A 13,856-nucleotide genomic window follows, 5' to 3' on the forward strand; every position below is an offset into this window, starting at 1 on the left:
CGCATGAATGGATCGGGCATTGTACCTTCGTGACACACATTTGCCTTAACGATGACTGGCACCGGGGCTCCCGGGCTGCACGTTCGCGTATTTGATAGGCGAGTAGGCCATGCGAGAATTGGCTTTTGTCGCCCAACGGATCAGCTGCCCTTATGGAAACCCTCCTCGTCACCGGCGGCGCCGGCTTCATCGGCGCGAATTTCGTACTGCAGGCCGTGGCCGATGGCCTGCGTGTGGTCAACCTGGACAAGCTGACCTACGCGGGCAACCGGGACACGCTGGCCTCGCTTGAGGGCGACGCCCGCCACGTGTTCGTGCAGGGCGACATCGGCGACCGCGCGCTGGTGGCGAAGCTGCTGGCCGAGCACAAGCCTGACGCGATCGTGAACTTCGCCGCCGAATCACACGTGGACCGCTCCATCGACGGCCCCGCCGAGTTCGTGCAGACCAATGTGGTGGGCACGCTGGGCCTGCTCGAGTGCGCCCGCGACTACTGGCGCGGCCTGGAAGGCGCCGCACGCGAGGGCTTCCGCTTCCTGCATGTGTCCACCGACGAGGTCTACGGATCGCTGGGCGAGACCGGCAGTTTCACCGAAACCACGCCGTACGCGCCGAACTCGCCCTACTCCGCCTCGAAGGCTGCCTCCGACCACCTGGTGCGCGCCTTCCACCACACCTACGGCCTGCCCACGCTTACCACCAACTGCTCGAACAACTACGGACCGTTCCAGTTCCCCGAGAAGTTGATTCCGCTGGTCACCGCCAAGGCGCTGGCCGGCGAACCATTGCCCGTGTACGGCGACGGCCTCAACATCCGCGACTGGCTGTTCGTGGGCGACCATTGCAGCGCGATCCGCCGCGTGCTGGAGGCCGGTCGCGTAGGCGAGACCTACAACGTGGGCGGCAACGCCGAGCGCACCAACATCACCGTGGTGAAGACGATCTGCGCCCTGCTGGACGAACGTCGCCCGCTGGCCGACGGCCGCAAGCGCGAGTCGCTGATCACCTACGTGAAGGATCGCCCCGGCCACGATCGCCGCTACGCGATCGACTCGTCCAAGCTGCAGCGCGAGCTGGGCTGGAAGCCCTCGCAGACCTTCGAGAGCGGCATCGCCGCCACGGTGGACTGGTACCTCGCCAACCAGCCATGGGTGCAACGCGTGCTGGACGGCAGCTATCGCATGGAGAGGCTCGGCCAATGACCACCAAGGGCATCATCCTCGCCGGCGGCTCCGGCACGCGGCTGCACCCGATCACCCGCGCGGTGAGCAAGCAGCTGCTGCCGGTGTACGACAAGCCGATGATCTATTACCCGCTGGCCACGCTGATGCTGGCCGGCATCCGCGAAGTACTGGTGATCAACACCCCGCACGAGCAGGCGATGTTCCAGCGCCTGCTGGGCGACGGTTCGCAGTGGGGCATCGACATCCGCTATGCCGTGCAGCCCTCGCCGGACGGACTGGCGCAGGCCTTCACCATCGGTCGCGACTTCATCCATGGCCAGCCCAGCTGCCTGGTGCTGGGCGACAACATCTTCTACGGCCACGGCTTCACCAAGCGGCTAGCACGCGCCGCCGCGCGCGAGCACGGTGCCACCGTGTTCGGCTACTGGGTGAGGGATCCGGAGCGTTACGGCGTGGCCGAGTTCGATGCCGGCGGCAAGGTGGTCGGCCTGGAGGAAAAGCCCGCCAAGCCCAAGTCGCACTACGCCGTCACCGGCCTGTATTTCTACGATGCCCGTGTCTGCGACTACGCCGCCGCGTTGAAGCCTTCGCCGCGCGGCGAGCTGGAGATCACCGACCTCAACCGCTGCTACCTCGACGACGGTTCGCTGCACCTGGAGCAGCTCGGCCGCGGCTTCGCCTGGCTGGACACCGGCACGCACGAGTCGCTGATGGAAGCCGGCAATTACATCCAGACGATCGAGAACCGCCAGGGCCTCAAGGTGTGCTGCCCCGAGGAGATCGCCTACCTCAATGGCTGGATCAGCGCCGAACAGCTGCTGGCGCTGGCCGCACCGCTGGCCAAGACCGGTTATGGCCAGTACCTGCAACAGGTCGCGAAGGAGGGCGTGGCCCGATGAAGGTGATAGCGACACGCCTGCCCGGCGCCGTGGTGATCGAACCGCAAGTGTTCGGCGACGCCCGCGGTTTCTTCTACGAGAGCTACAACGAGGCGAAATACCGCGAGGCCGGCATCGACCGCCGCTTCGTGCAGTCCAACGTGTCGCGCTCCGCGCGCGGCGTGCTGCGCGGCCTGCACTACCAGTGGCCCAATCCGCAGGGCAAGCTGGTCAGCGTGCTGGAGGGCGAGGTGTACGACGTGGCCGTGGACATCCGCCGCGGCTCGCCCACGTTCGGCCAATCGGTGGGCGTGATGCTCACCGCGGAGAACCACCGCCACTTCTGGATACCGGAAGGTTTCGCGCACGGGTTTTGCGTGGTTTCCGAGTTCGCCACCTTCGCCTACCAGTGCACCGCGCTGTACGACCCCAGGGCCGATGCCGGCATCCGCTGGAACGATGCCGCACTGGGCATCGACTGGCCGATCGGCGAACCACTGCTGTCCGACAAGGACGGCAAGGCGCCGCTGCTGGCCGACGTGCCTGCCGAACGCTTGCCGGCGTACACCGCATGAGCGGGCGTTGCCAAGCCGCTTTTTGTCGTCATCCCCGCGAAAGCGGGGATCCAGGGCCTTCAACGCGTGCCAACGCCAAGACACTGGATTCCCGCTTTCGCGGGAATGCCGATGATGGTTTGAGGCAAACATGAAAATACTTTTGCTCGGCGCCAACGGTCAGCTCGGCCGCAGCTTCGTCGAGAACGGCGGCCTCGCCGCGCGCGGCGAGCTGTTCGCTGCCAGCCGCGACGGCCAACGCTACGACGGAGCCGCCATCGAAACCGTCGACCTGGCTGCGCCCGACACGCTGCCCGCCTTGCTCGATCGCCTGCGCCCCGACGTGATCGTCAATGCCGCCGCCTACACCGCGGTGGATCGCGCCGAGCAGGAAGAAGCGCTGGCCACCCGCGTCAACGGCGAAGCTGTGGGCATGTTGGGCCAGTGGGCTGCCGCGCACGACGCATGGGTGATCCACTACTCCACCGACTACGTGTTCGACGGCGCCGCCAGCGCGCCCTACCCGGTCGACGCGCCCACCGCACCGCTGGGTGCCTACGGTCGCAGCAAGCTGGCCGGCGAACAGGCCCTGCGCGACAGCGGCGCGGCGCATTTCATCTTCCGCACCGCGTGGGTGTATGCGCCGCACGGCCAGAACTTCCTGCGCACCATGCTGCGCGTGGGTGCCGAGCGCGAGGAGCTGCGCGTGGTGGCCGACCAGGTCGGCGCACCCACCAGCACCGCACTGATCGTCGCCGGCACGCTGGCCGCGCTGGATGCCTGGCAGGCTGCCGGCATCACGCGGCGCCACTTGCTCGCCGGCACGCACCACCTCGTCGCCGACGGCCACACCAGTTGGCACGGTTTCGCCTCGGCGATCTTCGCTGGCGCCGTCGGGCGTGGGCTGATCGCGCGTGCTCCGAGGGTGGCGGCGATCGCCACTGCCGACTATCCCACGCCGGCCAAACGCCCAGCCTGGTCGGTGCTGGACAACTCCGGTTTCCAGCAATGCTTCGGCTATGCTTTGCCCGGTTGGCAAAGCGGTTTGCGCGACGTGCTGGATATGCTGTTGCACCAGCACACCTGACATAACCGCAGGAGCGGCTTCAGCCGCGATCGGCGATGCACAATCGCGGCTGAAGCCGTTCCTGCGGGCAAGCCAGCACCGCCTCACAAGGTCGATCCATCATGCTCATTCCCCTGATCCTCAGCGGCGGCAGCGGTACCCGGTTGTGGCCCGTCTCGCGCCGCAACCTGCCCAAGCAGTTCCTGTCACTGGCCGGCCACGGCACGCTGTTCCAGCAGACCGTCGCGCGCACGCGCACCCTGCCCGAGGTGGCGGCACCGATCGTGGTGGCGAGCGAGGATCACCGCTTCCTCGCCGCCGAGCAGTTGCTGGAAGCCGGCATCGAAGGCGGCGCGGTGGTGCTGGAACCGCTGGCACGCAACACCGCACCGGCGATCGCATTGGGCGCGCTGGAAGCGTTGCAGCGCGATCCCGACGCACTGCTGCTGGTGCTGCCTGCCGACCACCTGATCGGCGACACCAAGGCGTTTGCCGCCGCGGTGGCGCAGGCGATGCCGCTGGCGAAGCAGGGCTGGCTGGCCACCTTCGGCATTCGCCCCGACCGTGCCGAGACCGGCTTTGGCTACATCCGTCGCGGCGAGGCGCTGGGCGAAGGCACGTTCCGCGTCGAACGCTTCGTGGAGAAGCCCGACCTCGCCACCGCCGAAGGTTATCTCGCCGACGGCAACTACGACTGGAACTCCGGCATGTTCCTGTTCCGCGCCGACCGTTACCTGGAAGAACTGGGACAACACGCGCCAGCGATGCTGGAAGCCGTGCGCACTGCGCATGCCGCCGCACACGCCGACCTCGACTTCGTGCGCGTGGACAGGGATGCCTTCGCCAGGGTGCCGGAGGATTCCATCGACTACGCGGTGATGGAAAAGACCGCGCGCGCCGCGGTGATCCCGGTGAGCTGCGGCTGGAGCGACATCGGTTCGTGGTCGGCGCTGTGGCTGGCCGGCGAGCGCGATGCCGAGGGCAACCTGCGCGAGGGCGACACGCTCGCGGTGAACACGCGCAATTCGCTGCTGCGCTCGCACGATCGCCATCTCATCGCCACCGTGGGCGTGGATGACCTGGTAGTGGTGACCACGCCCGACGCCACGCTGGTCGCCCATCGCGACGCGGCGCAGGACGTGAAGAAGATCGTCGAGCAGCTCAAGAGCGCCGACCGCAGCGAACACTCCTTCCATCGCGTGGTGCACCGCCCCTGGGGCAGCTACGACTCGCTGGAGGCCGGCGAGCGTTTCCAGGTGAAGCGCATCGTGGTGAAGCCCGGCGCGGCCTTGAGCCTGCAGAAGCACCACCATCGTGCGGAGCACTGGATCGTGGTCTCCGGCACCGCCGAGGTCACCTGCGACGACCAGGTGTTCCTGCTCGGCGAGAACCAGAGCACCTACATCCCGCTGGGCAGCAAGCACCGCCTGCGCAATCCCGGCAAGGTACCGCTGGAGCTGATCGAGGTGCAGTCCGGCAGCTACCTCGGCGAGGACGACATCGTGCGCTACGACGATGCGTATGGGCGAGCCTGAATCCCAAGCTTCCCACACTGTAAAAGCCGCGACGAAGTTGAGCGGCCCAGAGGCATGGGGCGAATATCTTCTGGGATCCATCCCCGTCGCGTTCATCGTTTTCTACAGCCTGTGGACAGTCTACGTCCACCTGCTGGTCCTGGCCAAAGCCAGTTTCAATGCGCTGATGTACGGGCTGCCGTTCGTGCTCGCCTCGGCCAGTGTTGTCTTCTACCTGTGGTCCAGGCAGCAGCATTCGCTACAGGGTCGGCTTGAGCACCCACTACCCTTCCGGCCTGCGCTGCCGACAGCCACTCCCCCGTGGATCCTGCTTGTTTCGGTGGCATGGGTAGGCACGCTGACCCTCACGCACAACTATGTTTTGTTTTGGTGGGTCGCGACCATCTCTCTCGGCGCAACCTGGTGGATCCTCTTCGCAAACAAGCGCGCCCCTTCTTACGCGTGCGACGCGATGAACCGTCGCTCCATTTGGGTCCTCCTCGGACTGTGCGCTGTGGCCTGTGTGGTCACCCTCGTGGCAAACAGGCCTGATGCAGACGACTCCTTTTACCAGAGCATTCCAGCGACGATACTCAGATTCCCCTCCGCGCCCATGCTGCAGGGCGACACTCTCTACCGCGTAGTCGGCAAGCCGATACAGCTCCCGATTTACAAGATCCACACCTACGAGCTTGCCATTGCCACGGTGGCCCGAGTGCTGCACGTACCGCATTTGTCGGTTGCATACCTGCTTTTCCCGGCATTCTTTGCCGCACTCAGCATCTTGTGCTGGGGTCGGCTGCTTCGCGCTTTGGCTCCATCGCGTTGGCTTCTGGTGTTGGCTGCATTGTTCCTGTGCATGCTGGCACTGGGAGAAGCTCATCGCAGCTACGGCAATTTCGCGTTTGTACGCATGTTCCAGGGCAAGGCAATCTTCGCGTGCGTGGCCATACCATGCGTCATTTACCACGCCTTGCAATATTCTCGATGCTGCCGGCCCAGTGATTGGATGTTGCTTGCAGCAGCCCAGATCGCCGCCATAGGCATCACTTCGTCTGGCCTTTTTGTCGTGCCATTCGCCGCGGCCCTCGCGCTCTCTGGCTCTTGGTCCGCGAATTTCCCATCGACGCGGCGGCTACTGCTTGGCCTTCTTGCTTCGTTCTACGTCATCGCCGTCGGCTGCATGCTCATCTTCGTCACACATGGCGGAAAAGGCTTCGTAAGCGACATCACGATGCCATCGATGTATGAGTTGCTGATCCAAGTATTCGGGGCCTGGAGCGTTGCCATCTTGCTGACCGCATTGATCAGCGCATGGGCATTCGCTGAAACCACCGAACAGTCAAAGTTTCTGCTGACCGGAAGCTTCTGTTTCCTGCTGCTGGTGCTGAACCCCTATTCGTACCAATTCCTGGGGCGCCACCTTACCGGCACGCACACCTACTGGCGGTTGGCCTGGGCTTTCCCATTACCTATTCTGCTCGCACTCCTGCTCGTTGGCGTCTCCGTGCGCATAGCAGGGCTTCGATCGAAAGCATTGACCATTGCAAGTGGAGCCTGCGCCAGCGTGGGGGCCGTCATATTTTTCATGCACGCAGGAACCCTGCGCTCTGCCAATTTCGTGACACTCGGCGCGCCTGCCTACAAGGTCCCGACTGGCGACTACGCCGCCGCCCGCGTACTTGCCGGCACTCCCGAGCAAGGAATCGTACTCGCCCCCGAGCCTGTGGCAACGTGGATTCCGATCTTCGTCACCCACCCCCAAATTCTGGGGACACGCATCATGTATCTATCAGCGGATTTCGCGCCCATGGAAGCGGCGCAGCGTCGGATGCTGATGACTTACGTGGGTGGCTCGGCTCGGGCACCCGATTCCCCTGCCGTACTGGAGAGCGCGCTGACGCGCTACAACCTAAGCGCCATCATGGTGGCACGAGATGCGCCATGGGTCGCGGAGATACGGAATCTGCTAGCTGCGCATGGTTGGCACAATACAACCCTGGGGCATTACGAGCTCTGGCGCAAGCCGGAAACCCCAAGGCATATTTCATAGTAACCGGTTTGACATCGCTTGCTCGATGAGCGAGGTTGCCGCGCGTAAACAACCCAGTAACTTTGTGCGCTCAATCGGCTATCGCGACAAGATCGGACTGACATCTACCGCTCAAGCGCTCCCAGCCGCCTGCGCAAGCGATATTCGTCCCGCGCCACATAACCCGCCGCCCCCAGCACCATCAGCGCCAGCACGTACCAGGTGATCAGGTAGTTGAGGTGGTGGTTCGGGAAGTGGATCACCGTCATGCCGCCGCGCGGCCAGCTGGAGGCGGCCGGGCCCGATGCCGCATCGGCGTCCACGAAGTACGGCGCCACATCCGCGAGCCCGCGCGCCTTGGCGATCGCCGCCACGTCACGGGTGTACCAGGTGCCGGTGGCGGGATCGTTGTGGCGGAACAGGCCGGACGGTTCGCTGATCCGCAGCAGGCCGGTGACCGTGACCTCGCCAGCCGGCGGCGCCGGGCAATGCCCCTTGAGGTCGCACCAGCCGTCCGGCGCGAAGCCACGGTTCACCAGCACGATGCTGCCGTCGTCGCGGCGCAGCGGGGTGAGGATCCAGTAGCCACTGCCGGCATCGGTGGCTGTCCACACCCGCGTCTGGCTGTCGCCAAGCCAGGTTCCGCGGAGCCGCACGCGGCGATACTCGGCGTCGGCTGGAGTGAGCCCGGACCAGTCCGCCGGGCCCGGCGCAGCTACCGGCGACGCATGCACGCGTTCGTTGACGTGGGCGATCAGTGCCGTCTTCCATGCCAGCCGATGCACCTGCCAGGTGCCCAGCGCCACGAAGCTGGCAAACAGCACCAGCCCCAGCAAGGCCAGCAGGGTCAGTGCCAGCGGGCCGCGCACGTGGCGCTCGCTCTCGTCGGAAGGAATCAGGGCATCAGGCATGGCGCGGCATGATCGCACCATGCGCACTGCGCGTCACGGCAGCTTCTTCGCCAGCGGCACGACCAGCGGCATCATGCCGCGGCGAGGCAAGGCGGGCATCAATCGTTGGGCAGGCCGCCCGAGCGTCGGCTGATCCACAAGGCGGCCAGCGTGCCGATGGCGCCCGACAGCAGGTACAGGCCCACGTACGGGACTCCGGCATATCTGGCCAGCGCCAACGCCACCAGCGGCGCAAAGCCCGCGCCGATCAACCAGCCCAGGTCCGAGGTGATCATGGCGCCGCAGAAGCGGAACTCCGGCCGGAAGTTCGAGCTCACCGCACCGGCCGCCTGTGCATGCGTGAAACCGAGCAGGGCGTAGCCGAAGATGATGAACAGGAAACTGTTCACGGCGCCACCCGAGAGCAGCAGCGCGGTCCACCCGCTGTAGACCGCGATCAGCACGCCGCCCGCCGCCAGGGTGGTGCGACGGCCGAAGTGGTTCGCCACCACGCCGGACAGCAGCATGCAGGGCAAGGCCACGAAGGCGCCGACGATCTGCACCACGAGGAAGCTGCCCACCGATTGCTTCGTGAACAGCAACGCCCAGGACAACGCGAAGATGGTCACCAGGTGGAACATCGCGTAGCTCGCCAGCGGGGCGAAGGCGCCCAAGGCGATGTTGTTGCCTTGCGAACGCGCCAGCTCGCGCATCGACGACGGTTCGAGATCGCGCTCCTTGAGCTGCTCCGCGTATCGCGGCGCAACCACCATGCGCAACCTGGCAAACAGGGCCACCACGTTGATGGCGAATGCCGCGAAGAACGGGTAGCGCCAGCCCCATTCGATGAACTCCTGGTGCGAGAGGCTCGACCAGATGTAGGCAAACAGCGCCGCCGCGATGATGAAGCCGATCGGGTCGCTCAACTGGGGCAGCATGGCGTACCAGCCGCGCCGGTCCTTGGGCGCCTTGAGCGCCATCAGCGAAGCCAGGCCGTTCCAGCTGCCGCCCATCGCGAAACCCTGCCCGAAGCGCAGCACCGCCAGCGCCAGGATGGCGGCCCATCCCAGCGTCGCGTACCCGGGCAGGAACGCCGTGCCGGCGGTTGCCATGCCAAGCAGGAACAGCGCGATGGTCAGCTTGGTGGGAAGGCCGAGATGGCGTTGCAGCACCAGGAAGAACATGGAGCCCAGCGGGCGCGCGATGAACGCCAGCGCGAAGATCGCAAAGGAGTAGAAGACCCCGTCGATCTGGCTGGCGAAGGGAAAGAACACGGCCGGAAACGCCAGCACGCAGCCGATGCCGAACACGAAGAAATCGAAGGACTGGCTGACGCGCCCCACCATCACCCCGACGGCGAGATCCCCCGGTGTCATCTGGTCCGAATGGGAACTCCCGCCATGCGCATGAACCACCGGACCGGAAATCGACTGGGTGTTGCTGGTTGGCATGGCAATTCCCTGGCGACGATCGTGCGAGATTTGCTGGACAGACCGGCTGCGGCATCGCGCAATGCGGCAGCCGATTTCACATGGCCACCACGACATCCCTTTGCAGGCCGGCTCATCCTGGGCATGTCGGACCCGTCGGGAAACGCGTGTTGCGAGGGTAGTATAGACCCGCCTTTCGAGAGTAGTGTAGGCAGCACCTCGTTGCCCGATGCGCACATGCCCATGACAGTGAAACGTCTGCGCGGCCTGCTGTTGTCTCCGCTTGCCGTGCTTGCTGGTTGCCACCTGGCGTTGCTCGATCCATCCGGTGACGTGGCCCGCCAGCAGAGCGACGTCATGATCGTCACCACGGTGATCATCGCGTTGATCGTCGTACCGGTGCTCATTGCGATCGGCGTCATCGCGTGGCGCTACCGGGCCTCCAGCAAGAAGGCTCATTACGACGCCGAGTGGGACCATTCGCCGCAGCTGGAACTGGTGGTGTGGGCCGCGCCGCTGCTGATCATCATCGCCGTCGGCGCGATCAGCTGGATCGGCACCCACCAGCTCGACCCCTATCGCCCGCTCGACCGGGTGGCCCAGGGACAGCCCGTTGCAGCGGGCACCCAGCCACTGGAAGTGGATGTCGTGTCGCTGCGCTGGAAATGGCTGTTCCTCTACCCGCAGTACGGCATCGCCACGGTGAACCAGCTGGCGGCCCCGGTGAACGTGCCCATCCGGTTCAAGCTCACGTCCGATGCGATGATGGATGCGTTCTCCGTGCCGGATCTGGCCGGCATGGTCTACACGATGCCCGGCATGCAGACGATGCTGCACGCGGTCATCAACAAGCCCGGGCAGTACCCGGGCTTCTCGGCCAACTACAGCGGTGCGGGTTTCACCGACATGCGCTTCACTTTCGAGGGCATGACCCAGCGGGATTTCGACGACTGGGTCGCCAAGGCCCACGCCGCCGGCGGCACGCTCGACCTCCAGGCCTACGACCTGCTGCGCCAGCCCGGGCGCAATGCGCCGGTGCGCTCCTACGCCAGCTTCGAGCCCGACCTGTATACGCGCATCCTCAACCTCTGCGCCGATCCCGGCCAGGAGTGCAAGGGCCAGATGATGTCGCCCGGCGCTTCCACCGCTGCTGCCATGCAGGGCATGCGCGACCACCCTGCGCACGCCGGCGCCGGCGCGCTGGTGGATGCCGGAAAACCAGTCCCCGCACAGGCTGCGGCGGCGCACTGATCTGCTTGCGGAGATTCACCCCATGCCCGAAGCCATGCCTCATCGTGCCGCCATCCGGGATTTCCTGTTCGGGCGGCTGACGCTCGATTCCCTGCCCTTCCTGAAGCCCGACCTCGAAGGCCGCATCGTCCTCGCCACCCTCGTCGTGGTGGCGATCGTCGGCGTGGCCATACTTGGCCTGATCACCAAGAAGCGCCTGTGGGGCTACCTGTGGCACGAATGGTTCACCAGCGTGGACCACAAGAAGCTCGGCATCATGTACATGATACTCGGCACGGTGATGCTGCTGCGCGGCTTCTCCGACGCGATCATGATGCGCGCGCAGCAGGCCTACGCGTTCGGTCCGCAGATGGGTTACCTGCCGCCGGAACACTACGACCAGATCTTCACCGCGCACGGCGCGATCATGATCTTCTTCGTGGCGATGGCCTACATCGTGGGGCTGATGAACTACGTCATGCCGTTGCAGATCGGCTCGCGCGACGTGGCGTTCCCGTTCCTCAACAACCTCAGCTTCTGGTTCACGTTCTGGGGCGCGATCCTGTTCATGGTGTCGCTGTTCGTCGGCGACTTCTCCACCGCCGGCTGGCTGGGCTACCCGCCCGTCTCGGAGCTGCAGCAGGGCCCCGGCGTCGACTACTACATCTGGGGCCTGCAGCTGTCCGGCGTGGGCACGCTGCTGACCGGCGTCAACTTCGTCACCACCATCCTGAAGATGCGCGCCCCCGGCATGACGATGATGAAGATGCCGGTATTCACCTGGACCACGCTGTGCACCAGCGGACTGATCATCGCGACGTTCCCGGTGCTCACCGCCACGCTGCTGCTGCTCTCGCTGGACCGCTACCTCGGCACCCACTTCTTCACCACCGGCTTCGGCGGCAACGTGATGATGTACATCAACCTGATCTGGGTGTGGGGCCACCCGGAGGTGTACATCCTGATCCTGCCGATCTTCGGCGTGTACTCGGAGATCGTGCCCACGTTCTCTGGCAAGCCGCTGTTCGGCTACTCGTCGATGGTCTACGCCACCGTCGCGATCATGATCCTGTCGTACCTGGTGTGGCTGCACCACTTCTTCACGATGGGCTCCGGCGCCGACGTCAACTCGTTCTTCTCGTTGACCACCATGATGATCTCCATCCCCACCGGGGTGAAGATCTTCAACTGGCTGTTCACCATGTACCGCGGGCGCGTGCATTTCACCGTGCCGATGCTGTGGACGATGGGCTTCCTGTTCACCTTCACCATCGGCGGCATGACCGGCGTGATGCTGTCGGTGGCACCGGCCGACTTCCTGCTGCACAACAGCCTGTTCCTGATCGCGCACTTCCACAACGTGATCATCGGCGGCGTGGTGTTCGGCGTGTTCGCGGCGGTCAACTACTGGTTCCCCAAGGCGTTCGGCTTCCGGCTCGACGAGTTCTGGGGCAAGGCCAGCTTCTGGTTCTGGCTGGTCGGCTTCTGGGTGGCGTTCACGCCGCTGTACATCATGGGCCTGATGGGCGTGACCCGCCGCCTCAGCCACTTCGACAACGCGGCGCTGCAGCCGTATTTCATCGTCGCCGCGTTCGGTGCCCTGCTGATCGCGCTCGGCATCCTGGCCTTCATCATCCAGATCTACGTCAGCATCCTGCGGCGCAAGGCGTATGCCGTGGGCAACGACCCGTGGAACGGCCGCACGCTGGAGTGGTCCACCTCGTCGCCGCCGCCGGACTACAACTTCGCCTTCATTCCCAACATCCGCGCGCGCGACGCCTGGACGGACATGAAGAAACACGGCTACCGGCGCCCGCTGGAAGGCTTCAACCCGATCCACATGCCGAAGAACACCGCCGCGGGCACGATCATCGGCGCCTTGTCCTTTGCCTGCTGCTTCGGCCTGGTCTGGTACATCTGGTGGCTGGCGGCGGCGGCGTTCGTGGGCATCATCGCCGCGGCGATTGTCCACACCTTCAACTATCACCGCGATTTCCACATTCCCGTGGATGAAGTGCACAAGTTCGAGCACAGCGGCAACTGGCAAGTGGAGACCCTGGGGGCAGGCGCATGAACAGCACGGCTGTCGATACCGCCGGCTCCGTGCCGTCGCCATTCCTCTGCCACGAGGAACCGCACGCTCACAACGGAACCCTGCTCGGGTTCTGGATCTACCTGATGAGCGACTGCTTCATCTTCGCCTCGCTGTTCGCCTGCTATGCCGTGCTCGGCACCAGCACCGCCGGCGGCCCCTCGGCCGCCAAGGTGCTCGACCTGCCCGGCCTGGCCGTGAACACGGCCCTGCTGTTGCTGTCGTCGGTCACCTTCGGTTTCGCGATGCTGGAAATGGCGCGCCAGCGCAAGCGCGCCATGCTCGGCTGGCTGGCCGTGGCCGGCCTGCTGGCCGTGGGTTTCGTGGGGCTGGAGCTGCACGAGTTCCGTGACATGATCGCCGCGGGCGCCGGACCCGACCGCAGCGCCTTCCTGTCCTCGTTCTTCACCCTGGTCGGCACGCACGGCCTGCACGTGTCGGTCGGCATCCTCTGGCTGGTCGTGCTGATGGTGCAGCTGGGCAAGTTCGGTCTCACCGAAGCCAACGTCCGGCGCCTGCAGTGCCTGAGCATGTTCTGGCACTTCCTGGACCTGGTCTGGGTCGGCGTCTTCAGCTTCGTCTATCTGGCAGGAGTGCTGCGATGAGCCATCCCCCTGCATCCGGCCACGGCGACGTCCCGCACGTGCACCAGGGCAGCCTGCGCGGCTACCTGACCGGCTTCGTGCTGGCGGCGATCCTCACCATCATCCCGTTCTGGCTGGTGATGGGGCACGTGTTCGCGAACCACTGGCTGACCATCACCATCGTGCTGCTGCTGGCGGTCGCGCAGATCCTCGTGCACATCATCTACTTCCTGCACCTCGACACGCACTCGGAAGGCGGCTGGAACATGCTGGCCTTCATCTTCACCATCGTGCTGGTGGTGATCGTGCTCGGCGCATCCATCTGGGTCATGTACAACGAGAACGCCAACATGATGCCGATGTCGCCGCAGTACCAACGCAGCGGGGACATGTGAGCGGCGG

The 13,856-nt window shown here is 65.2% G+C and carries 12 protein-coding genes; 10 read left to right on the plus strand and 2 right to left on the minus strand.

What is annotated here, in order from left to right; genetic code table 11:
- The first annotated feature begins 152 nt into the window (after positions 1 to 152).
- From rfbB to ABQJ56_RS12505, 6 genes are all read left to right on the plus strand, one after another.
- Positions 153 to 1,202 (plus strand): dTDP-glucose 4,6-dehydratase, encoded by a 1,050-nt coding sequence (gene rfbB / locus ABQJ56_RS12480; RefSeq protein WP_367845331.1) that lies wholly within the window; start codon positions 153 to 155, stop codon positions 1,200 to 1,202.
- Complete coding sequence (gene rfbA / locus ABQJ56_RS12485; protein WP_367845332.1) at positions 1,199 to 2,083, plus strand: glucose-1-phosphate thymidylyltransferase RfbA; 885 nt, start codon at positions 1,199 to 1,201, stop codon at positions 2,081 to 2,083. The genes rfbB and rfbA overlap by 4 nt, the downstream gene beginning before the upstream one ends.
- Positions 2,080 to 2,637, plus strand: coding sequence for a dTDP-4-dehydrorhamnose 3,5-epimerase (gene rfbC / locus ABQJ56_RS12490; protein ID WP_367845333.1), 558 nt, complete (start codon positions 2,080 to 2,082; stop codon positions 2,635 to 2,637). The genes rfbA and rfbC overlap by 4 nt, the downstream gene beginning before the upstream one ends.
- A gap of 130 nt (positions 2,638 to 2,767) precedes the next feature.
- Complete coding sequence (rfbD, locus tag ABQJ56_RS12495) at positions 2,768 to 3,703, plus strand: dTDP-4-dehydrorhamnose reductase (protein ID WP_367845334.1); 936 nt, start codon at positions 2,768 to 2,770, stop codon at positions 3,701 to 3,703.
- A 101-nt stretch (positions 3,704 to 3,804) separates the two neighbouring features.
- Positions 3,805 to 5,217, plus strand: coding sequence for a mannose-1-phosphate guanylyltransferase/mannose-6-phosphate isomerase (locus ABQJ56_RS12500; RefSeq protein WP_367845335.1), 1,413 nt, complete (start codon positions 3,805 to 3,807; stop codon positions 5,215 to 5,217).
- Positions 5,204 to 7,249, plus strand: a complete 2,046-nt coding sequence (locus ABQJ56_RS12505) for a DUF6077 domain-containing protein (protein WP_367845336.1) — start codon at positions 5,204 to 5,206, stop codon at positions 7,247 to 7,249. The genes ABQJ56_RS12500 and ABQJ56_RS12505 overlap by 14 nt, the downstream gene beginning before the upstream one ends.
- 104 nt (positions 7,250 to 7,353) lie before the next feature.
- On the opposite strand, the gene ABQJ56_RS12510 is transcribed toward ABQJ56_RS12505, so the two are convergent.
- Together ABQJ56_RS12510 and ABQJ56_RS12515 are read right to left on the minus strand one after the other, a co-directional pair.
- The gene (locus tag ABQJ56_RS12510) at positions 7,354 to 8,139 is read right to left on the minus strand and encodes an SURF1 family protein (protein WP_367845337.1); all 786 of its coding nucleotides are present in this window, start codon (positions 8,137 to 8,139) and stop codon (positions 7,354 to 7,356) included.
- 98 nt (positions 8,140 to 8,237) lie between these two features.
- Entirely contained in the window at positions 8,238 to 9,854 is a 1,617-nt protein-coding gene (locus ABQJ56_RS12515) for an MFS transporter (RefSeq protein WP_367845338.1), read from the minus strand.
- Between ABQJ56_RS12515 and cyoA the strand changes: the two genes are divergently transcribed.
- The 4 genes from cyoA (at position 9,792) to cyoD (ending at position 13,849) form a co-directional block, all read left to right on the plus strand.
- On the plus strand, positions 9,792 to 10,799 hold the full coding sequence (gene cyoA / locus ABQJ56_RS12520) for a ubiquinol oxidase subunit II (RefSeq protein ID WP_367845339.1): 1,008 nt from the start codon (positions 9,792 to 9,794) through the stop codon (positions 10,797 to 10,799). The two genes, ABQJ56_RS12515 and cyoA, sit on opposite strands and share 63 nt — an antisense overlap.
- 64 nt (positions 10,800 to 10,863) lie before the next feature.
- Entirely contained in the window at positions 10,864 to 12,852 is a 1,989-nt protein-coding gene (cyoB, locus tag ABQJ56_RS12525) for a cytochrome o ubiquinol oxidase subunit I (RefSeq protein WP_367845381.1), read from the plus strand.
- Positions 12,849 to 13,475 (plus strand): cytochrome o ubiquinol oxidase subunit III, encoded by a 627-nt coding sequence (gene cyoC / locus ABQJ56_RS12530; RefSeq protein ID WP_367845340.1) that lies wholly within the window; start codon positions 12,849 to 12,851, stop codon positions 13,473 to 13,475. The genes cyoB and cyoC overlap by 4 nt, the downstream gene beginning before the upstream one ends.
- Positions 13,472 to 13,849, plus strand: coding sequence for a cytochrome o ubiquinol oxidase subunit IV (cyoD, locus tag ABQJ56_RS12535; RefSeq protein ID WP_367845341.1), 378 nt, complete (start codon positions 13,472 to 13,474; stop codon positions 13,847 to 13,849). The genes cyoC and cyoD overlap by 4 nt, the downstream gene beginning before the upstream one ends.
- The last annotated feature ends 7 nt before the right edge of the window (positions 13,850 to 13,856 follow it).

Source organism: Rhodanobacter geophilus (assembly GCF_040812275.1).
GTDB lineage: Bacteria > Pseudomonadota > Gammaproteobacteria > Xanthomonadales > Rhodanobacteraceae > Rhodanobacter_A > Rhodanobacter_A geophilus.